Source organism: Nocardia grenadensis NBRC 108939 (assembly GCF_001613445.1).
GTDB lineage: Bacteria > Actinomycetota > Actinomycetes > Mycobacteriales > Mycobacteriaceae > Nocardia > Nocardia grenadensis.
In genome coordinates, this window is record NZ_BDCJ01000012.1 from 62,121 (window position 1) to 81,664 (window position 19,544).

Annotated in this window: 16 protein-coding genes, 1 tRNA gene and 1 pseudogene; 7 read left to right on the top strand and 11 right to left on the bottom strand. The window is 68.3% G+C overall.

Annotation, left to right across the window (positions count from 1 at the left end):
- Positions 1 to 107 precede the first annotated feature (107 nt).
- From NGR01S_RS14580 to NGR01S_RS14590, 3 genes are all read right to left on the bottom strand, one after another.
- On the bottom strand, positions 108 to 803 hold the full coding sequence (locus tag NGR01S_RS14580; RefSeq protein ID WP_084481011.1) for an SAF domain-containing protein: 696 nt from the start codon (positions 801 to 803) through the stop codon (positions 108 to 110).
- A 143-nt stretch (positions 804 to 946) separates the two neighbouring features.
- Entirely contained in the window at positions 947 to 1,255 is a 309-nt protein-coding gene (locus NGR01S_RS30260; protein ID WP_084481013.1) for an FmdB family zinc ribbon protein, read from the bottom strand.
- Between the two features lie 116 nt (positions 1,256 to 1,371).
- Positions 1,372 to 1,974, bottom strand: coding sequence for a 5-formyltetrahydrofolate cyclo-ligase (locus NGR01S_RS14590; RefSeq protein ID WP_084481015.1), 603 nt, complete (start codon positions 1,972 to 1,974; stop codon positions 1,372 to 1,374).
- Between the two features lie 92 nt (positions 1,975 to 2,066).
- Between NGR01S_RS14590 and NGR01S_RS14595 the strand changes: the two genes are divergently transcribed.
- The 5 genes from NGR01S_RS14595 (at position 2,067) to NGR01S_RS14615 (ending at position 6,465) form a co-directional block, all read left to right on the top strand.
- Entirely contained in the window at positions 2,067 to 3,032 is a 966-nt protein-coding gene (locus NGR01S_RS14595) for a UTP--glucose-1-phosphate uridylyltransferase (RefSeq protein ID WP_063037495.1), read from the top strand.
- A gap of 36 nt (positions 3,033 to 3,068) precedes the next feature.
- Positions 3,069 to 4,328 (top strand): molybdotransferase-like divisome protein Glp, encoded by a 1,260-nt coding sequence (gene glp / locus NGR01S_RS14600; RefSeq protein WP_063037011.1) that lies wholly within the window; start codon positions 3,069 to 3,071, stop codon positions 4,326 to 4,328.
- Between the two features lie 12 nt (positions 4,329 to 4,340).
- Positions 4,341 to 4,991: a GNAT family N-acetyltransferase gene (locus tag NGR01S_RS14605; RefSeq protein WP_063037497.1), complete on the top strand. Its 651-nt coding sequence runs from the start codon at positions 4,341 to 4,343 to the stop codon at positions 4,989 to 4,991.
- 263 nt (positions 4,992 to 5,254) lie between these two features.
- Positions 5,255 to 6,265 carry a divisome protein SepX/GlpR gene (sepX, locus tag NGR01S_RS14610; RefSeq protein ID WP_063037498.1) on the top strand — a complete coding sequence of 337 codons (1,011 nt, stop codon included), beginning with the start codon at positions 5,255 to 5,257 and terminating at the stop codon, positions 6,263 to 6,265.
- A 124-nt stretch (positions 6,266 to 6,389) separates the two neighbouring features.
- Positions 6,390 to 6,465 (top strand) — tRNA-Ala (locus NGR01S_RS14615).
- Between the two features lie 1,389 nt (positions 6,466 to 7,854).
- Here NGR01S_RS14615 and NGR01S_RS14620 read toward each other — a convergent pair.
- A complete protein-coding gene (locus tag NGR01S_RS14620; RefSeq protein ID WP_063037499.1) occupies positions 7,855 to 8,292 on the bottom strand; it encodes an SPW repeat protein in 438 nt (145 codons plus the stop codon).
- A 627-nt stretch (positions 8,293 to 8,919) separates the two neighbouring features.
- On the opposite strand from NGR01S_RS14620, the gene NGR01S_RS14625 reads away from it, so the two are divergent.
- On the top strand, positions 8,920 to 9,414 hold the full coding sequence (locus tag NGR01S_RS14625) for a DUF4254 domain-containing protein (RefSeq protein ID WP_245664599.1): 495 nt from the start codon (positions 8,920 to 8,922) through the stop codon (positions 9,412 to 9,414).
- 233 nt (positions 9,415 to 9,647) lie between these two features.
- Here the strand turns inward: NGR01S_RS14625 and NGR01S_RS14630 are convergent.
- The 5 genes and pseudogenes from NGR01S_RS14630 to NGR01S_RS14650 all read right to left on the bottom strand — a co-directional run bounded on the left by NGR01S_RS14630 (position 9,648) and on the right by NGR01S_RS14650 (position 15,605).
- A pseudogene (locus NGR01S_RS14630) lies at positions 9,648 to 11,460 on the bottom strand (bifunctional diguanylate cyclase/phosphodiesterase).
- 68 nt (positions 11,461 to 11,528) lie between these two features.
- The gene (locus tag NGR01S_RS14635; protein ID WP_063037013.1) at positions 11,529 to 13,679 is read right to left on the bottom strand and encodes an Rv1355c family protein; all 2,151 of its coding nucleotides are present in this window, start codon (positions 13,677 to 13,679) and stop codon (positions 11,529 to 11,531) included.
- Positions 13,669 to 14,442, bottom strand: a complete 774-nt coding sequence (locus tag NGR01S_RS14640; protein WP_174551701.1) for a hypothetical protein — start codon at positions 14,440 to 14,442, stop codon at positions 13,669 to 13,671. Before NGR01S_RS14640 ends, NGR01S_RS14635 begins: the two co-directional genes overlap by 11 nt.
- A gap of 270 nt (positions 14,443 to 14,712) precedes the next feature.
- Positions 14,713 to 15,165, bottom strand: a complete 453-nt coding sequence (locus NGR01S_RS14645; protein ID WP_063037015.1) for a GyrI-like domain-containing protein — start codon at positions 15,163 to 15,165, stop codon at positions 14,713 to 14,715.
- Positions 15,162 to 15,605 (bottom strand): GyrI-like domain-containing protein, encoded by a 444-nt coding sequence (locus NGR01S_RS14650; RefSeq protein WP_030522317.1) that lies wholly within the window; start codon positions 15,603 to 15,605, stop codon positions 15,162 to 15,164. The genes NGR01S_RS14645 and NGR01S_RS14650 overlap by 4 nt, the downstream gene beginning before the upstream one ends.
- Before the next feature lie 481 nt (positions 15,606 to 16,086).
- Between NGR01S_RS14650 and NGR01S_RS14655 the strand changes: the two genes are divergently transcribed.
- Positions 16,087 to 18,291: a hypothetical protein gene (locus NGR01S_RS14655; protein ID WP_157107271.1), complete on the top strand. Its 2,205-nt coding sequence runs from the start codon at positions 16,087 to 16,089 to the stop codon at positions 18,289 to 18,291.
- Positions 18,292 to 18,351: 60 nt separating this feature from the next.
- Here NGR01S_RS14655 and NGR01S_RS14660 read toward each other — a convergent pair whose 3' ends face one another.
- Together NGR01S_RS14660 and NGR01S_RS14665 are read right to left on the bottom strand one after the other, a co-directional pair.
- Entirely contained in the window at positions 18,352 to 19,173 is an 822-nt protein-coding gene (locus tag NGR01S_RS14660) for an SGNH/GDSL hydrolase family protein (RefSeq protein WP_063037019.1), read from the bottom strand.
- Positions 19,173 to 19,448, bottom strand: coding sequence for an NAD(P)H-binding protein (locus tag NGR01S_RS14665; protein WP_063037021.1), 276 nt, complete (start codon positions 19,446 to 19,448; stop codon positions 19,173 to 19,175). Before NGR01S_RS14665 ends, NGR01S_RS14660 begins: the two co-directional genes overlap by 1 nt.
- Positions 19,449 to 19,544: the final 96 nt, after the last annotated feature.

Here is a 19,544-nt window from a genome sequence, read left to right on the forward strand (position 1 = left end):
GCCGTAGCGCTCATCCGGCCGGGTTCCCGGCTCGGCCGGACCCACAACCAGGTGTGGGGGCCCACCGCGCGCGCGGTGGGTCCCTTCGTTGTGGGCGCCCGGTGCGATCAGTGGAAGATCACGGTGAGTGCACTGTTCAACGAGGCCGCGGCGACGACCGCCGCCCGGCGAGCGTCCAGTGCGACCAGGACGACCCGTTCGGTGCGCCGGTTGCCCGAATCCGCCGGCGGTCCCGACACCAGCACCACCGCGGCGTCGACCGCCAGGGTGTGCGCGAGTGCCGGATCCTCGGCGCCGGCGGCCACTACGTCCACCCGGTCGCCGGCACGCAGGATCTCGGTGATCGCGGAATCGGCCAGGCGGACGGGCACTATCCGGGCATCCGGCCGTCCGGTGGCCGCCTCCGCGAGCCGTGGCCCGACCACGCGCACATCGGTGAGGACCTCACCCGCGCGCAGGGCGGCCGTGAGCACGGCGCCAAGCAGCGGTGCCGGGTCGGCGGCCGCGCCGTCGGGGGTGGCGTCGGGAGGGTAGGCGGCGAGGCGCAGATCCGCGGCGGCGAGCAGGTGGCCGGGTGGCAGATCGCGGGTCGCGACCACGACGGAGATACGCGCGTGGGCCGGATCGCCGCGGAGGAACAGCGTGACGGCCGCGAGTGCGCACAGTACGGCCAGCGCACGGCGCAGGAGGACCCCGTCGGCCCAGGGTGGGCGATCGGCGAACGCGTCGCGCAAGGTGTCGCCCGCGCCGAGGGGGGAGCGACGGCCGATGCCCGTGCGGGCAGGGAGTCGGGTACGGCTCATGGGCCGAGCGTATGGATACTTTCCGGCCGTGAACCCGGGGTTGTGCGCGGTTGTGGACAACTTCCGGGTTGTGGATGGATCATCCGCGATACCCGGCCGCTGTCAACGATCTGTGCCGGCGGAGCGGGGCCGCGGTCCCGCTCTCAGCTGGCCGCGGCGGCGGGTGCCGAGGAGGTACCCGAGGAGCCCTTGTCCGAGCCCGATTTCGAACCGGATCCCGAAGAGCTCGACGTGGAGCTGTCGGACTTGGCCGGTTCGCTGGCGGTCGAGGTGCCGCTGCGGCTGTCGGTCCGGTAGAAGCCGCTGCCCTTGAAGACGATGCCCACCGAATTGAAGAGCTTACGCAGAGCGCCGGAGCACTCCGAGCAGACAGTGAGTGCCTCATCGGTAAAAGACTGAACGATATCGAAGCGGTTGTCGCACTGGGTGCACGCGTATGAATAGGTTGGCACTGGGTCCTCCGCAGTATTCGAGACTTAGCACTCTACAGCCGACAGTGCCAACAGTGCCAATCGCCGATTGATTCCCGGGCGCCCTCCATTGTGCCCAGTATTACGGCGGCGGCCTCTCACCGCGCTGCCGGATCGAGCCGGCGCAGGCCGCCGCCCGGGGTGAGCACCCAGGTCATCCGGATATCGTGCGGTTCCTCGGGCAGCCGCTCGACCACCTCGTCGTCGCGGACGATCACGGTGCGCCGGGCAGTGGGATCGGCCATACCCAAGGTCCGGTCGTAGTAGCCGGCGCCCTGACCGAGCCGGACCCCGCGCCGGTCCACCGCCAGTGCCGGGATCAGCAGCACCCCGGCCCGCGCGACCGCTTCCGGCGGGAGTACCGGACCCGCCGGTTCCAGCAGGCCGTAGCGACCCGACCGCAGCGATCCGGGGCCGGTGAACTCGCCCCAGCACAGCGGGCCGGGGGGCCCGGTCACCGGTAACAACACCCGGCTACCGGCCGCGCGCAGCGCCTCGGGCACGGCCACCGAGCCCGGTTCCGCGCGCATCGGCACATAGGCGCACACCCACTCGGCGGGACCGAGATCCCCGGCCGCGGCGGCCAGTGCCGCAGCCTCCGTGGCGCGCACGAGTTCGGGCAGTCGCGCCCGGCGGGCACGGATCTCCGCGCGCCAGGCCTGCTTGTCACGCTCGTCGGGCAGAGGCACGGCGACAACCATAGGCTCTTACCGGTGCCGGTTCGGGCTCGTGAGTCCGCAGCGAGCCGGTGTACAGCCGTTTGGGCGGCACTCCGGGTGGATAGGGTGTGTATATGACAGAAAAGGCCGCAGAACAGGGCAGCGAGGGCGCCTCCGCGCCGGAACCGGGTTTCCGGACGGCCGTCGTACCCGCGGCCGGGCTGGGAACCAGGTTCCTGCCCGCGACCAAGACGGTCCCCAAGGAACTCCTGCCGGTGGTCGATACCCCCGGTATCGAGCTGGTGGCCAGCGAGGCGGCCGAATCCGGGGCCAGCCGCCTGGTGATCGTGACCTCGCCCGGTAAGGACGGGGTGGTCGCGCATTTCGTGGAGGACCTGGTGCTGGAGAGCACGCTCGCCGAGCGCGGCAAGTTCCAGCTGCTGGAGAAGGTGCGCAAGGCCCCGGGGTTGCTCGATGTGAGCTCGGTGGTGCAGGAGGAACCACTGGGTCTCGGTCACGCGGTGGCCCAGGCCGAATCGGTACTCGACGCCGACGAGGACGCCATCGCGGTACTGCTGCCCGACGATCTGGTGCTGCCGCGTGGGGTCCTGGACGTGATGAACCGGGTCCGCCGTAAACGCGGCGGATCCGTGCTGTGCGCGATCGATGTCCCCAAGGAACAGGTAAGCGCCTACGGTGTGTTCGACGTGGCGCCGGTGCCCGACGCGGTCAATCCGAATGTGCTGCGGGTCAAGGGCATGGTGGAGAAGCCGGGCCTCGAGGAGGCCCCGTCCACCTTCGCCGCCGCCGGGCGTTACCTGCTCGATCGCGCGATCTTCGACGCCCTGCGCCGGATCGGGCCCGGCGCCGGCGGGGAACTGCAACTCACCGACGCGATTTCGCTGCTCATCGACGAGGGGCATCCGGTGCATGTGGTCGTCCACCGTGGGTCGCGCCACGATCTGGGCAACCCGGGCGGCTATCTTCGTGCTGCGGTGGATTTCGCACTGGAGCGCGAGGAATACGGTCCCGCGCTGCGCGAGTGGCTCCAGTACCGGCTGAGTCCGGAATGGAACCCGCAACTCACCGCGGACGAATGAGATCGCCTGCGGGGCGAGGACATCGGGAAGGGCTGGATGCGCTCTGTTGAGGATCAGCAGATCAAGGTGACCGCCGCGGCCGTCGCGCCGCGGCCCGTGCGGGTCGCGATCTCCGAGGCCCAGGGCCTGCTGTGCGCCGAGGACGTGGTGACCGAGCGGCCGCTGCCCGGTTTCGATCAGGCCGCCATCGACGGCTACGCCGTACGCAGTGTGGATGTGACGTCCGCCGGGGCCGATATCCGTGACGAGGACGGCGAACTGGTCGATCTGACACTGCCGGTGGTCGGGGAGGTGCTCGCCGGCTCCCGGCAGCCGATCCGGTTGCAGCCCCGGCAGACGGTCCGGGTCGCGACCGGTGCGCCGCTGCCCACCCTCGCCGACGCGGTGCTGCCGCTCGACTTCACCGACGGCGGGCGGGGGCGGCTCAAGGTCTACGAACCGGTGCGGTCGGGCGACTATGTACGCCGTGCCGGTGACGATGTGCAGCCCGGGGATGTCGCGGTGCACGCCGGTACGATCATCGGTCCCGCGCAGGTGGGTCTGCTGGCCGCGGTGGGCCAGGACAAGGTGCTGGTCCATCCGCGGCCGCGATTGTCGGTGATCTCCATCGGCGAGGAACTGGTCGATATCGATCGGGCGCCCGGGCCCGGACAGGTCTACGACGTGAATTCCTACGCCCTGGCCGCCGCGGCCCGTGATGCCGGCGCGGATGTGAACCGGGTCGGCATCGTCGATGCCGACCCCCGCCGGCTCCGGGATGTGGTCGAGGGTCAGCTGGTGCGCGCGGAGGTGGTGGTGATCGCCGGCGCGGTCGGCGGGTGGGCCTCCGATCAGGTGTGTGAGGCGCTGGAGGGGCTCGGTGAACTGGAGATCGCCCGGGTGGCGATGCATCCGGGTTCGGTTCAGGGGTTCGGCCGTCTGGGCCGCGACGAGGTGCCCACCTTTCTGCTGCCGTCCAATCCGGTGGGTGCCCTGGTGGTTTTCGAGGTGATGGTACGACCGCTGATTCGGATCGCGCTGGGAAGGCGGCAGCCGATGCGCCGGATCGTCCGCGCGCGGACCATAACTCCCATCCAGTCGATGGCGGGCCGCAAGGGTTATCTGCGTGCCCAGTTGATGCGGGACGAGGCCACCGGTGAGTACCTGGTGCAGCCGCTCGGCAACAGTGCCGGGGCGTCGTCGCACCTGTTGGCCGCCATGTCGGAGGCCAACAGTCTCATCGTGGTCGAACCCGACGACACCGAAATTCGCACCGGTGACAAGGTTCGGGTCGCGTTTCTGGCGCAGCGCGGCTAGAAAGTGGAGTCCATGAACGTTTTCCGGGCCACCCAGCACCCCGGGTGGCCCGCGCACCTCGGTCCGGTGCGGGTGTCCGCCGGAGAGGTGACGTTGCGTCCCGTGCGATTGCGCGACGCGGCGGCGTGGAGCCGGATCAGGTTGCGGGACCACAACCATCTGGAACCGTGGGAGCCAACCGGGCGCGGGACCTGGGACGCGCGCAACCACGCCTCGAACTGGCCGCCGCTGTGGTCGAGCCTGAAGGCGGAGGCGCGCCGCGGCGCGATGATCCCGCTGGTGATCGAGGTCGACGGCGCGTTCAGCGGGCAGCTGACGGTCGGCAATATCGTGCGCGGCGCGCTGCGTTCGGCGTGGATCGGGTACTGGGTCGCCAAGGACCTCGGCGGGCAGGGGGTCGCGACCGCGGCATTGGCGCTGGGACTCGATCACTGTTTCGGTCCGGTGGGCCTGCACCGGGTGGAGGCGACCGTGCGGCCGGAGAATCTGGCGAGCCAGGCGGTACTGCGCAATGTGGGCTTCCGTGAAGAAGGGCTGCTGCGTAGGTATCTCGATGTGGACGGGGCCTGGCGCGATCATCTGCTCGTCGGGATAACGGTGGAGGAGCTGTCCGGACGGGTGGTCGATCGGCTGGCGCGGGAAGGACGGTTGACGCTGCGGTGACATGCCGCCGGAAACCGGCCTGCCCGGACCCGGCTTTGGTGGAAATGTGACTCATGTGGCGGAAGTGCACGGCGCGCCTGCCGTATTGCGTCCCTACTCGGAATTAACCTACGGACGTCGGTGGTGCGTCCTGTGCCACCGGTGGAGAGCTCGTACCACGATCTGCGAGACGTACCCGCGGGGAAGGACTCCGGCGCCGGGACGCACACGGTTCATGGCAGCGGCTCGGACGACGACCAGGCGGGACGGAGGTGCTGACGACGATGCCGAATTCGATCCTGTGGATCGGGCTGGTCGTGCTGTGGGTCTTCGTCCTGTTTCCTATCCTTGCCGACCGGCATCCCAGAATTCGCCGGACCACCGACACGGCCCTGGCCACGCGGGTACTGCATCGTGGAGATTCCAAACGGCGTAAGGGAAGTGGGCATGCCCGCAAGAAGCGGACCACGCGGCCTTACCGAAAGCGTCACCACGCCAATGATGCGGAGGATCCGATGAGCACATCGGCCGAGGAGAACGGTACCGCGGCTGACGAGGAGCAAGCGGACGAGGCCGTCGGCGACCGGCCCGGGGGCGCCGAACCCGAATCCGGTGCGGACGGTACCGTGCACGACACCGAAACCGGCGAGACCTGGGACGACGACGAATCCGGACGCGACGAGGAGCGGGGTTCGGCCGAGCTCCCCGAGCCCAACGTTCCCGCGCGTATCCCCCCGGTGCGGGCGACGATGCGAGCGCCGGACCCCGAACTCGAATACGACGAGGAGTTCGTGCCGACCCGCCGCGGACGCGGTGGTTACGATCCCGAAGCCGACGCCATAGCCCGGGCCGCGCGCTATACCTTCCGGCAGCGCGCCGTGGTCGCCCTCGTGCTCGGTGCCGTGCTGTGCGGCGGCCTCGCGGTCGCCGTCGCACCCATATTCTGGTGGGGTTGCGGTGGTGCCGTGCTGTCTCTGGGGACCTATCTGGGTTATCTGCGCAAACAGGTCCGGATCGAACAGGAGATCCGCCGGCGGCGTAGTGCCCGGCTGGCCGGCCGGGGCCAGGAAACGGCCGGGCACGGACCCGCGGATGCCGGGACGGCGTCGCCGCGCGGCGCGCGGCCCGGAATGGACCGGGATACCGCCCGCGCGCTGCGTCGTCGTGCCCATCTGCTCGAACCCGATGACGAAGATCCGGCGTTCGACCATCTGGACGCCTACGACGCGTCCGTCGCCCGCACCGTGCGCAACCGGGCGACCGGCGGTGATATCCGTCGGGCCGCGGGTGCGTGACCGGTAGCGGATCCTGCCGCGCGGAAACCCGCAGAGTAGAGAAAAAACCCCAGTTCAGAGCGCCGATTCGGATTCCGGGGGCCCTGTTTGCTAGAGTGGCACAGCGCGGTTCACCGAACCGCACGGGGCTATAGCGCAGTTGGTAGCGCGTCTCGTTCGCATCGAGAAGGTCAGGGGTTCGATTCCCCTTAGCTCCACCACGACCGTGCAGGTCCTGGTCACGATGGCACTTCTAACGAGCAGCCATCAACGGCCTTCATCAACACCTGCACGTTTTTTGCGTCTCGGGGGCGCGTTCGGAAGGTCATGAGAAGGCTCGAACAGAGCCGAGAAGATGTCCAGCGCGCGAGTCTGTACCCGAAAGGACGGCGGCGCCTGTACCCAGATCCTGTTCCGGGAGTTCGACCCGGGGCGGCGGGCCCGGAGAAGCCAGCATCAACAAGCGCCTTCCCGGATGGACGCTCACTCGCTCGGGCGGGACGCCGAGCCGATCTGCTGCTCCAGTCGCTACTCGACGGCGAGGGGACGCCGTACAGGTCGGTCGCACACGCTGCGGCGGACCCTACGGCCCCTCATACCCTGCGAGGGGCCGTAGCCGTGTCCTCAGCAGCTTCCAGCGGACCCGCTGTGCCCATGCCCGCGGCCATGCCCCCGACCACCACGGTGGATGGGGTCGCCCTGGTTGATCGTGGTCTGATCAGTGGACGTGGTGGTCTGTTCGGCGGGCTGGAGTACCAGCGGGGCGGCGAACGCGGGAGCTGCCAGGACCGCGGCCGGTGCAAGTACGAGCGAGGCCGAAACTGCGACGCGTACCAGTGTGCGGCCAAGGCTCTTATCAGAAATCATCGGTACTTCCTTACTCGATTGCACAGGGCCGGCCGGCGACCGCCCTTGTCTCGGTTCGGGATTCGCGCCCGGGTGTACGAGCTGGGGATCCCATTCGGGGGGTTCCACCGTAGCGTTGCGTCGGCACACTTCCCCGGGCTGGGATTTGCCGCTTATGCCCCTCACGCCCCCTTCGTGAGGGGCCGCAGCCGTGTTCGGGCCATGGCCCATGTCACCTCTGGCCCCGCCTATGGTGGCTGCAGTGGGCCCTTCCGGCCGGCCGTGAGCGGCGCACGGTCTGTCGTGATGCCCCGCACGGAATCGGAGTGGCATCGACCAAGGCGCAGGTTGTCGGTCCACAACGGGCACGATGTCAAGCACACCAGTTCGGCGTCGGTCGGCTTCTCGGGCCTGCCCGGACGCCGATGGCGCGTCGCCACGACACGGTCATCGACAAGCACATAGTGCCGCCAGGAGGGTGTCGAGGTCGTCCGTCACAAGTTGCCCTCGTTACCCTCCGTCGCATCCGAACTCGAGTTTCCACGCCGACAGAGTCGGGAATCGCTCATCCAGGGTGCAGTCGAGCGAGATATACGTTTCTCTTTATCTTCCCTGTTCAGGCTTTATCTCCGGATTCTGGTCCCGTAATGCCCGGTTGTTCACTGCTGGTGTCGAACACGTCGGGAGTCCGCACGGTCGGGTGGTCGGCCGGGATTGCTGCCCGCCGATTCGTCAGCAGGTTCTTTCCCCGGCCGTGGTGGGAGTCACCGCGTACGGGCGGGCCGGCTCATGGCCAGTGCGACAGTGCCCAGGCCCAGCACGCATACAGCAGCCCCGACAGCGACGTTGGACCAGATCATCCCGGCCGTGGTACCGACACCGGAGACGATCCACGGGGAAACGATCAGCCAGACACCGAGCAGCGGGGCGACGAACGCGATGCCGTGGGTGCGTCCGTATGCGGATCCGTACGCCAATGCCAGCACGGCGATCGCGATACCGCAGATCAGATTGCTTATCGTCAGCGACGTCTGGCCGGCGAAGCCGACGATCCACGCCGAGGCCGCCGCATATAGGCCGGACAGCATCAGCAGACCGTCGGCGACCTGGACGGGGGCTTGTCCGCCTGCATGGTCGTAGCGCTCGCGGAGTGCGACGATATCCGGATGGGTCTCGAGCGAGGTATGCGTTGATGCCGACATGGCGCTCATCTCCTCAGCGGGCTCTCCCCGCGGCGGGTGGGTTCAGTGGATGGAAAGAGCTCGGAATGCGGACGGCTTCCGGCACGTACCGCGCGCTGCCGGACTCCGGCGAGTGCCTCGGCCGGTCGGCGCGAGGACGGATCATCGAGCCGACGCCCCCGGTTGACATGGTGTGCCTCCCACGAAGGGAACGAGAACAAGGGATAACGTTTCGATTGGACTCGTTCACCACTGCACGGCAGTAGGGCCTACGGTCCTTCCTGCGAGGACGACAGTCCTCGGGCCCGACGCCACGGCCGGGCGGTTCCTGTCCGGGGTACTTCTTCGCCGGGCGAGACGGCGCGTGCGTGCGGAAATCGGGCCGTCCGGACGGTCGTCCGGTGCCGAGACGGGAGTGACCGGATTCCTTCGTGCGGTCGTGGTCGGTCCGCCGCAGTCCGCGGCCGCGGGAGCGGTCGATTGCTTTCGCGGACACATCGATCCGGTGCGAGATCGAGTGCCGCACGGGCTCGAACCGGCAAGCGCAATAGCGCATTTCGTACATCCTCTGAGTTATGTTGATCAGCTATTGTCGTCGACTGAACAAAACATGTCCGATACGCGGTATGACCGAATCGAGAGCCGATCATGTTGGAACAGAGTGTGATGGTGCCGGGTGACGTTCATGCGAGGACGGCCGCAGCCACGGCCTCCCCGAACCTGCCCACGGCGACCCAGTTGCTGTGCAGTTTCCAGGGCACCCGGTTCGAGGACCACGACATACTCCGTACCGCCCGGGCTCTGGCATTACTGCACGGCCATCGGATGACTCTGCGGGACGCGCGTTCGGTGGCCGAGGTGGACGACCGCCGCCGGGAACTGGTCGAGGACATCGACGACTGGATCGTCGCATGGTCGGCGCCTCGTGACGGTGACGTACTGATCCACACCGAAACGCTGGGCGCCGTGATCGACCGTATGGCCTGGCGTTGGGTGGATGCCAACCAGGCTGTCGAGATCGACGGCGCCCGGGAGCGTCAGGCGCGCAAACGCTGGCACCGGCTGGCCGAGATGATCGACGGATACACGGAACTGATCACCGAGCTACTCCGGGGCAGGCGGCGGCTACCCGGCCGGCCGTGAGGCCCGCTCGCGGTGCTGCCCGGCGGCGCGAGCGATCCGGCTCGGCCACACCACCGGCAGCAGCGGTCCAGCACCGCGAGCATCCCCGAGACGGCCGCCGGCCAGGTGAACTGCTCGGCCCGCCGCCCGGCCGCGCCACGCCGCTGCGCGGCCGGGCGGGCCAGTACATCGGTGACCGCGTGCGCGAACGCCGCCGGATCGTCGGCGGCGACGGCGCCGCAGTCGGTGAGCGGCTACGGAGCGGGCATACCGCGGCCCACTCGCGGCAGGTCCAGATTCAGCGGGATCCGCCCGAGGGCCAGGTGTTCGCCGACCTCGTCGGCGGGCAGCGGGCGCGCGATGAGAAAACCCTGGGCCCGGTAGCAGCCCAGACCGACCAGTGTGCGGGCCGCGACCGGGGTCTCGACCCCCTCGCCCACCACTCCGAGGCCGAACGATCCGGCCAGACCGATGATCGATTTCACGATGGCCAGATCGTCGGTACTGGCTCCCAGACGCTGGACGAAGCCGCGGTCGATCTTCACCGCGTCCACCGGCAGCGCCTTGAGATGGGAGAGCGAGGAGTAGCCGGTGCCGAAATCGTCGATGGCGATCTGGACACCCATCCGTTTGAGCCCACGCAGCGTGACCTGGGTGCGGGCCAGATCCTGGACCACCACGTGCTCGGTGATCTCCAGGCAGATCGAACTCCCGTCGATGCCGAAATGCCGGAGGATGTCCTCGATACGTTCCACGAAATCCAGGCTCACCAGTTGCACCGGCGACACATTGATCCGCATGACCATATTCGTCGCCAGACCCTGCCGCCGCCACTGCGCGAACTGCGCACAGGCGGTACGCAGCACCCAGCGACCCAGCTCGCCGGCGAGGTTGGTGGCCTCGGCCACCGTCACGAACGCGCCGGGCGGGAGTAGGCCGCGGGTCGGATGCATCCAGCGGACCAGCGCCTCCATCGCCACGATCCGGCCGGTGCGCAGATCCACCTCGGGTTGGTAGTGCAGGATCAGCGATCCGTCGGCCACCGCGCTGCGCAGGTTCAGTTCCACATCGTCCTGCAGTTCGAACTGGGCCCGCATGGCATCGGTGAACAGGGCCACCCCGTTGCCGCCGCCGGATTTGGCCGAGAAGCAGCGCGTGGTCGGCGCGCCGCATGATATCGGCGACGGTGGTTTCCCCGGGGATACCGACGGCCACCCCGACGCTGGCACCCCGGCTCACCGACTCACCGCCCACAGTGACCCGGCGGCTGATCAATTCCTGGACCCGCGTCGCCTCGTATTCGGCGGCGACGGTATCCATGGGTTTGGCGGGCACGATCACGAACTCGTCGCCGCCGAGGCGGGCGATCATATCGTTGGGGTCCAGATTGTCCCGTAGCCGCTCGGACAAGGTCCGGATGAACTTGTCCCCGGCGGTGTGGCCGAGGAAGTCGTTGAGGGCCTTGAGTCGGTCCAGATCGAGGAAGAAAGCCGCGACCGGGCCGGGACTGCCCGGTTGCAGCCGCTGCTCCATATGTTCCAGCAGTGCGCGGCGGTTTGCCAGACCGGTCAGGTCATCGTGCAGGGCGATGAAACGGAGCTTCTCCTCGGCTTCCACCCGGGCCTGCAACTGCGCGAACAGGGTGGCGATCGCTTTGAGCACGTTCAACTCCCGGGTACTCCAGTCGCGGTCGCCGACTTTGACGAAACCGAGCAGGCCGGTCGCCCGGCCGCGGGATACCAGCGGTACCGCCGCGGAGCTGATGTCGCCGAGCCCGGACGCGGAATGGATGGTCTGCTGGTAGTCGGCGGCGCTGGCCGGGATGAGGAATGGTTCGGTGGCGTGCTCGAGCGATTTGAAAACCGAATCCGCCTGATCGAAATATACGATCTTGAGCGGATCCGGTTCGGGCACGTCCTGGCGCGGTGGCCACTCGGCCACCAGCACCGTGGATCGGTTCTCGGGATCGTTGTGCCGCAGGTAGCTGAAGTCGACGTCGAAATAGTCGATCAGCATGGCCAGCACCTGCTCGGTCGCCGACACCATGGTCGCCGAGTCGACGCCCATCAGCTCCGCGGCGACTTCGGTCACCAGCGAGTCGAGTGTCCGCCGAGGCACCTGATCTCCGATCACAACTATCTTCGGCTGTCCGCGCCCGGTGCCGGGCGCCGTCGGCTCCGCACGCTGGCAGCTGCCGCGTAACTCAGGCGTAGTACCAGCGCCACGCTGTCCTGTTCCGGCACTTCCAGTATTTCCAGGAAACGACCCTGAAGTGTGGACAGTCTATCCGCGTATGCCGGGGACAGCGCATCCAGTTCGGTACGGGATCGAGAAAAGAGGAAGACGGGGGACATCGGCTGGACGGCCAGACCGGACCGCTGCGCCTGGATCCACAGCCGCTGTACCGCGGCCCCGGCGCGGGCGTAACCGGTCAATGCCCCGGGCAAGGCGCCGGGATCGGGAGTGAAGGTCAGGGCGACGACGGCCGAACTCGAGCGCACCCTGTCCCGGGCGTAGTCGCCCAGTGCCGCGCCCGCCGACCAGTCGTGCAATTGGGCCATCACATCGGCGCGTCGCCCGATCTGCAGGGCAACCCGCTCATCGGGCGCCAGTTCGAGCGACCGGGTGTCGATACCGTCGGTCAGGTCCTCGCCGGGCCAGCGCATCTCCGCGAACATCTCGCGGTGCAGCAGCGGCGTGAGGTAGCGGATGCGGTCCGATTCGGCCAGGACGGCGGCCAGCGCACGGATCCCCGGCGAATCGGCGACGGCCCGCATCCGTGCGCCTTCGGCCGCCGCGGCCGCGGCCAGCCCGGCCAGGACGCCGGCCGGGATCTGCCCGCCGTAGCCGAGCCGGCGATTGGTCTCCCGGGCGAGTGCGTAGGGATAGTCCGCCGCCAGCGCCGGGTCGGTGTCGGCGCCGTGCCGTAGTACCGCGGTGAGCGGGGAGTCCGGTTCGGTGCCTTCGAGGTATTCGCAGGGACCCAGTACGTCGTAGGCGGCGGCCGCGGCCCGGGCGTTGTAGAGGGCCGCTCCCAGGGCCACCGCGCTGCCCCGATAGCCGATATCCATGGCGGTGGTGTAGCGGGTGTCGAGCGTGATCCGCAGCTCCTGCGGCGCGGTGTGCAGTGACCACGGCTGGATGTTGCCGCCGGAGGGCGCACGCTGGGCGCAGACCAGGATGCGGTCGACGGTGCTGCCGGCCGGGTCGTCGGGGTCGGTGTCGGCGGGATATCGCTCGGTGTCGATATCCGGGTCGGCCAGCGCGTCGAGTGCCTGCTCCACATCGACCCGGGTACGGCCCGACCGTAGCGGCCGGCCCAGCCCGATCCGGCGGATCGCCGTCGCGACACTGGCCGCGCCGAGTACCACATCGCCGCTGAGCTGCGGCCAGCTGTTGAGGGTTTCACCGACCTCCACGAGACTGCCGGCCATCCGGGCCGACAGGTCGCGCGCGCCGAGCAGGCCGACGACGTAGGGCGCCTTGTCGCGGGTGGACAGGCCGCGCAGTTGTTCGGCCCCGGTATCGCCGAGCAGACCGTGGAACGGGGCCCGGTCCGGTTCCAGGTCGAAACGTTCCACATCGAGCAGACCGCGGTCACTGGTCTCCATGATCAGCGGTAACCGGCGGCGCCGGGCCGCTTCCCGGATGAGTAGCTTGATATCCAGGGAATCGCATTCCTCCACAACGATTCCCAAACCGTCGACGAAATCGTCCGCGGTTTCGGCGTCCACGCCGCCGCCGCGCACTTCCACGGGCAGGTACGGATCGAGTTCGGCGATCCGCCGGGCCGTGACGATCGCCTTGTTCACCGCGATATCGAACAGCGTGGCGGGTACCCGGTTGAGATTGGACAGTTCGAGTTCGTCGAAATCGGCGAGCCGAAGCCCACCGCATACGCCCTCCTGCGCCAGGGTGTAGGCGATGGCGTGACCGACGCTCTGGCCCACCACCCCGACCGCCACGGTGCTCAACCGGTCCTGTTCGGCCCGGGTCAGCTTGTTGCGGTTGCGGTCCAGGCGGATCGCGCGGAAGGTCCGCGGTCCCGGCAGGACGAGCACGCTGCGCCGCCACGGGTAGTAGATCCAGCGGTCGTCGGCGGCGCTCTCCCCGGTGTCCGGGGGATCGTTGAGCCGGCCGAACTCCGCGGCCAGCAGGCCGCGCAGATCGATGAACTCGGTATGCGGGGTGGCGCGCAGCCCCGCGAGGGCGCGTTCGTCGTCGGGATCGCTAGGGTCCAGGATCAGCGGCCGGTACTCCACCCCGAGATCTGCCTCACCGACCATATGCGCAGCATTCCTCCCCGCCGTGCCCGAACAGTCGGTTCGACCGCCGTGACCTAGGCTCAGCTAATCCCATAGCGCGAAGTTCACCACGCATCAGCAGATACTGCAACTTGTCAGCAAATACGTGGTAGGTCCGGGTGTCCCACCATATGGGCAGGGTGCGATAGCGCTCGTCGGGATACGGCACCGGCGGGATCGACTGGGCCACCACTGCGCCGCTGGCGCGGTGCCGTTCGGTGGTGAAGGAGGCGACCGTGGCGAAACCGTACCGGGCGTTGAGCAGGCGCGGCGCGTGGGCCATGCAGCGGGAGATCGCCGCGGCCAGTTCATTGCGCCGGGGCGCGTCCCGGGCGACCCAGACCGCCCGGGATTCCACCACTCCGCGCGGGATGCGCCGGGCCATCATCAGGCCCAGTTCGGCCGCGCCCGCCCGGCCCGCCCACGGAGTGAGCGAGCCGACCTCGGACACCCAGCTGTAGGGGCCTTGGACGCGTAGTCCGCCGACCACGTCGCCGCGGACGTCGGTGGCGGCGAAGAACAGGGCAGTCGAGGACCCGTCCAGTACGCCGTCGTAATCCAGGGCGGCTTCGTTGCCGAAGTGGCGGTACGCTTCCCGCGCTCCCGCCAGATATCGGCGCCACAGGCCGGGGGAGAGATGTGGGGTGGTTACGCAGAGGGCGTATCCGGAAACGTTGTCGCGAAATCTCACAGTGCGGCCGCGGCTCGGGTCTTCCTGGCCGACTGCGATCGTTTCGACAGTCATGCAGTTCCTAATCTTTCGCCGCACGACGCGAGGGCCGTGCGGGATTCGTTGTCCAGCAGCCCGACCGACGCCCCGGCTCGTCGGCGTGCCCAGTGCAGTATCCGTCATCGGAAGACAATTGACCAGAACTCTGGTTAATCTTCCGGAAACCGGCTCGGTGTGCGATCGTTATCGCAGGTCAATCGCAATGAAGTCGACACGCGCCGTTACCATCAGACCGGTTGGTACCGAGTTGGTTACCGGCAGGCAACGATCTGTTCCGCCCCGAGGTCAGGGTGTGATGGAGATGAACAGCTCCACCGATTCCGAACCGTGCCAGATCTCGATCTCCTCGCGGTAGGCGCGGGTGATCTCCGCCGACGCGGTCGCGTCGTCGACCTGGGCCCAAACGTCCTCGACCGGGTCGTGGTAGTCGCCGTTGGGTACGAACCGGGCGTACACCCCCCGTGGCACCCGGACCAGCACATCGCCGACCGGGGCCAGACCCGGGTCGGTGTACTCGAAACACACCAGCGCGTTGTAGGTTCCGGTCGGTGTCCGGACGTACACGGTGTACATGGGCCGCTGTCCGTCGGGCGAGCCGGCGGCGTCCAGTCGCTCCCGCACCCGGTCCTTGAGGAACTCGATGAGCTCGCTGTTGCTGACCTTGAAACTGGGCCGGACCTTCGGGAAGACGAGTCCGGCGTACACGGATTCGCCGCGCACCACGATCGTGTAGGTCATCGGGCCTCGACCGCCAGATACAGATCGATCTTGTAGGCGTGCGGGTAGAACTCGAAATCACCGGAGAAGGTCCGGTTGATCTGGTGGTGTTCCTCGGCGTAGGCGATCTGTGTCCACAGGCTGGTCATGATCTGGGGAAAGTTACCCACCGAGGAGAATTTCGCATAGGTGCCGCGCGGCAGCCGGGCGACCAGATGACCACGGGTGACCTCGTCGAACGAACTGCACCGATATCCCACGATCTGGGTGTTGTAGGTGCCCAGCTCCGTCGAGTAATCCGTGTACGCCGTGGCGAGGGGGCCGCCCAGCTCGTGATGTAGTACCGACGCCCAGGCGCCTTCGAGGTCGCGGTCGTACAACTCACCGAGCGCACGCTTGGGGCTGCGTACCGGAAGTCCGGCCACCCACGTCTCGTCCCGCTCGACGAATTCAAACTGCATGGAACGACTCTTTCGAGATGTGTCCTGGTCGGCAAGCCGACCGAATGGTCGGCTGGATCCGCCATGCTATCAACCGACGGCGATGCCGGCCGGTTGCCCGCGCCGGGCGCCGCCGCCCGGGCCCGCGCTCGCGGCGCGGCGGGATCGACGGAGTTCCCACGGCCCGATCCGGAATCCACTATCATGGGACGAAATTTCTCCGGACGCCGAGGCCGGGCAATTCGAGAGTAATCGACCCTGTTCCCGAATTCCGTTTACTTTGAATTGAATTCGACATTCTACCCTGTTCTCAGGGGTGGGAATTTTTCCAGGTATTGTTTCGTAATTCACCGCGGTGGGTCCGATCCGCCACTGCCAGTTCAGCTGAATTTCATTCGGCGTCGATACCAATGCCAATATGATCGGCAGACCAGACCGGCGGGCCGTGCCCGCACCCGGCGAGCGCGCGAAACGCGCAGACCAGTAGCCGGATCCTACGGTTATGGGCCTGTGGGGTGAGCGCGGGAGCAGCGCACCACGGACGGCAGCCGGATGGGGACGCCGACTTCTCTGGTGTTTCGCCGGCCTCTTCGTGCTGACCGTACTGCCGGGGGCGCTCGGGGCGGTGGCCGTCGCGCAGGACGGTGCGACCGGGTCGAGCCGGATGGACGGGGTGGCCTGGATGAATATCCGGGACTCCTTCGGTGTGCCGCTCGCCGATTACACCTATGTCAGTGACAAAGGCGGGCTGCTCGACCCGGGCGGCACGGTCGTGTGGACGATCGTCGGCCTGGAGTTCGCCGGTTACATGATCATCGTGACCACCGCCATCTGGTTCATCGGCTTCGCGCTGAGCTTCGCCTGGCTGGACTTCTTCGCCGATGCGCTGCGCGGTACCGCCGGCGCGCTGGTCGCCCAGCTCGCCACGCCCGCCGTCCTGATCACCGCGGCGACGATCGGCGCCTTCTTCGTGGCGTGGTTCATCGTGCGGGGTTTCCACGCCCGCGCGGCGATCCAGACGGTGACGATGCTCGCGGTGGCGGTGCTGGGCCCGCTGTTCCTGGCCGACCCGCTGGCGGCCGCACTGGGATCCGACGGAGTACTCGCCCGGGGCCGTGACGTCGGCTTGGCGGTCGCGTCGGGGCTCAACGGGTCCATGAACCGGAATCCGGATCTGGCCGTGAGCACCCTGCAGGGCGATATGGCCGATAATTTCGCGCGTCGTCCGGTGCAGGTGTGGAACTTCGGTCATATCGTGGACAACCGATCCGCGTGTGCCGCGGCGTGGTCCTCGGGCGTCAGCGCGGGGGACAGCCACCGCGCCCAGCGCGCACTGGAAGCCTGCGGGGACACCGCGGCGGCCGCGGCCGCCGCCCACCCGAGCGTGGGGCAGGTCGGCACCGGTCTGCTGCTATTGGTCTCGGCGGCCGTACTGCTGTTGTTCGCGGTGGTGCTGTCCTATCGGTTGATGCGGGCCGCGCTGGACGCGATCATGCAGGGGTTCATGGCGGTCTTCGGATTCGCCGCGGGCGGTTTTGTCTTCGGGCCCAGTCAGACGTTCCTGGTGCGCAACCTGGTGAATACGGGTGTCGCCGCGGCCCGGATGTGCGCCTACACCGTCTTCATCGGCGTGTACCTGCTGTTCCTCGGCAATCTGTTCCAGCAGGCGCACGGACAGGTGCTCGCGGTCATTGTCATCACGGCGGTCGTGGAAATCGTGGCGATCCTGCAGTTCGGCCGGCTGGGTAAGGGGCTGACCCGCGGTTCGAACTGGATGACCAACCGGGTCGCGCTCACGATCCAGGGCGCGCGCGGTGGCTCGGGTGGTACCGCGCTCGGTATGGGCGGCGGCGGGAAGAGTTCCGGGGGTGGTTCGAGTGCCGGCGCGATCGCGAGTCTCGCCGCGCTGAATACCGTCAACTCCTCGCCGCTCACGGCCTGGTCCGCGGGGCGCACGGTCAACCCGCTCAGTCCGCTGGCGCGGGGCAAGATGCGCAGCGACCGGGTGAGCGTGGCCACCGCGGCGAGCCGGTTGGAAGGGCACGAATGGGCATCGATGGCCCGGCAGAACTGGCGGCTGCTGGCGCGGCGGGAAGCCGACGCGTGGGGCGGGATCCAAACCGAGCTCGGACTCGCGCGCGCGATCAAATACCTCGACAACAACCGCGTGCCCTATAGCCACATGTCTGCCGTGCTGCTGGACGCGGGTGCCACCCACGGTGCTGTGCACCAGGCGCTGCGCGCCCGTTCGGTCCGGGACGAGACCAGATCGCGTAATCCGTACGGTTTCGCCCCCCTGCAGAAGGCGGTCGCCTCCGGCAACGCGGTGACGAACCATGCGGGCACCGACGCCCAGGCGGCGTTCGCGGCCCAGGCGGTGGCCGACGCCGACAGCCTGGCCCGGCACACCCTGGCACCGGACCCCGCCGCGCAGCTCGACCACGGCTTCATCGCACGAGTCGAGCAGCACTGGGATTCCGACCGGGCATTGCGGGCCAATATCGCCCCGGAAGAATGGAACTCGGTCGGCCGTGCCACCCGGACCGCCATCGCTCATCGGCTGGCCACCGATCACTATGCGATCGCGCGGACGTTCAGTGACCACCCGACGCACGCGAATCACGAGGCTCTGCTGACCTCAATCAAGCGTCTCGCCAATCTCGACCACACGGTTCCCGAGTTCGGTCTGGACCCCTGGGACCTGTGAATTGCGGTCGGCGTCGGGCCGTGCTCGTACCCGACTGGGCGGGCGGTGAATCCTCGGGGCTCAGCGCAGCACGGTCGCCAACCAGTTCGCGGTGAGGTCGAGCACCTCGGCGCCGCCGCGGTCGCTGAGATGGATGCCGTCGACGAAGAGGTCCGAGCCGCGGCTGCGCGCGATCTGATCCCAGCTGCGCCCGAACAGGTAGTGCTGCGCGGCCGCGGTGAAGGCCAGGGTGAAGCCGAAGTCGTAGCGCGCGCTCGGAACGCCGTGTCGCCGGACGAGGCCGGCGATCCGTTCGTGCAGGGGCAGATAGTCGGCGCCGGTACGAGTGGCCGTTTCGGCGATGACCCGGTTGTATCCGGTCAGCCGGCGGTTGATCTCGTCCTCGAGGTCGTCGCCGAGCGGGGGTAGTGACATCAGCGCCACCCGCGGCGTGCCCGCGTTGGTGATGCGGTCCACGATCGCGGTGAGGTTGTCGCGGTAGGTGTCCAGGGCGATATCGTCGCGGACGTCGTTGGTGCCCACCAGGACGATGACCGCGTCCGGCCGGCAGGCCAGGACGTCGGTGTCGAGCCGGTCCCGCAGATCCGCGCTGGTGTTCCCGTTGACCCCGGCGTTGACGATCCGGTGATCACCGAACTCCGCGCGTTTCCGGAGCGCGCCCACCCAGTCGGCGCCGAGGGTGCCGCGGGTCGTACTGGCCCCCGCCGCCACGACAACGGGCCGGTCGTCACCCGGCTTTCCGTCGGCGCAGGCCTGTCCCGGAGAGTCGGCGGCGGACCGCACGAAGGTCAGGTAGCCGGCTGTGCCGACGGTACCGACAACGGCCGCGAGTGTGACGGCGAGCGCGACCAGCAGTCTGCTGCGGGTGATCCGTGGTCGCATCAGTCCATCGGGCCGATCGAGCGCCCGGTGGCGGTGGGCTCGGCCGGTGCGGTGCGGGCGGCCGATCCGCGTGCCGGGGCCGTCGCGCCTGGACCGGTGACCGCCGGGCCGATCGCGTCCGGGTCCTTCGCGTCGCCGGTGCGCACGTCGAGTCCGGGATGCTCCGCGCCGGCCGGGTCCCGAACGATCGCCCGGACGTCACGCCCGGCGACGAGAACCTGCTGTATCAGATGTCCACCGGTGCCACCCGTGGTACCGAAGATACCGAGACGCATTGCTGAACCTCCAGGAAAATCGTGGATGGTAATCACTAACATCCTCCGTCTCGGCGCCGACGCTCCGCGGTCCGTCCGGCACCGTTTCCACCGTGC

Excerpts from the sequence above, each read along its gene's own strand:
- NGR01S_RS14595 (WP_063037495.1), top strand. The coding sequence starts at position 2,067 with ATGACAGAAAAGGCCGCAGAACAGGGCAGCGAGGGCGCCTCCGCGCCG.
- NGR01S_RS14605 (WP_063037497.1), top strand. The coding sequence starts at position 4,341 with ATGAACGTTTTCCGGGCCACCCAGCACCCCGGGTGGCCCGCGCACCTC.
- NGR01S_RS14640 (WP_174551701.1), bottom strand. The coding sequence starts at position 14,442 with ATGACTGTCGAAACGATCGCAGTCGGCCAGGAAGACCCGAGCCGCGGC.
- NGR01S_RS14625 (WP_245664599.1), top strand. The coding sequence starts at position 8,920 with ATGTTGGAACAGAGTGTGATGGTGCCGGGTGACGTTCATGCGAGGACG.
- NGR01S_RS14580 (WP_084481011.1), bottom strand. The coding sequence starts at position 803 with ATGAGCCGTACCCGACTCCCTGCCCGCACGGGCATCGGCCGTCGCTCC.
- NGR01S_RS14590 (WP_084481015.1), bottom strand. The coding sequence starts at position 1,974 with ATGGTTGTCGCCGTGCCTCTGCCCGACGAGCGTGACAAGCAGGCCTGG.
- NGR01S_RS14620 (WP_063037499.1), bottom strand. The coding sequence starts at position 8,292 with ATGTCGGCATCAACGCATACCTCGCTCGAGACCCATCCGGATATCGTC.
- NGR01S_RS14635 (WP_063037013.1), bottom strand. The coding sequence starts at position 13,679 with ATGGTCGGTGAGGCAGATCTCGGGGTGGAGTACCGGCCGCTGATCCTG.
- NGR01S_RS14650 (WP_030522317.1), bottom strand. The coding sequence starts at position 15,605 with ATGCAGTTTGAATTCGTCGAGCGGGACGAGACGTGGGTGGCCGGACTT.
- NGR01S_RS14660 (WP_063037019.1), bottom strand. The coding sequence starts at position 19,173 with ATGCGACCACGGATCACCCGCAGCAGACTGCTGGTCGCGCTCGCCGTC.
- glp (WP_063037011.1), top strand. The coding sequence starts at position 3,069 with ATGCGCTCTGTTGAGGATCAGCAGATCAAGGTGACCGCCGCGGCCGTC.
- NGR01S_RS14645 (WP_063037015.1), bottom strand. The coding sequence starts at position 15,165 with ATGACCTACACGATCGTGGTGCGCGGCGAATCCGTGTACGCCGGACTC.
- NGR01S_RS14655 (WP_157107271.1), top strand. The coding sequence starts at position 16,087 with ATGGGCCTGTGGGGTGAGCGCGGGAGCAGCGCACCACGGACGGCAGCC.
- NGR01S_RS14665 (WP_063037021.1), bottom strand. The coding sequence starts at position 19,448 with ATGCGTCTCGGTATCTTCGGTACCACGGGTGGCACCGGTGGACATCTG.
- sepX (WP_063037498.1), top strand. The coding sequence starts at position 5,255 with ATGCCGAATTCGATCCTGTGGATCGGGCTGGTCGTGCTGTGGGTCTTC.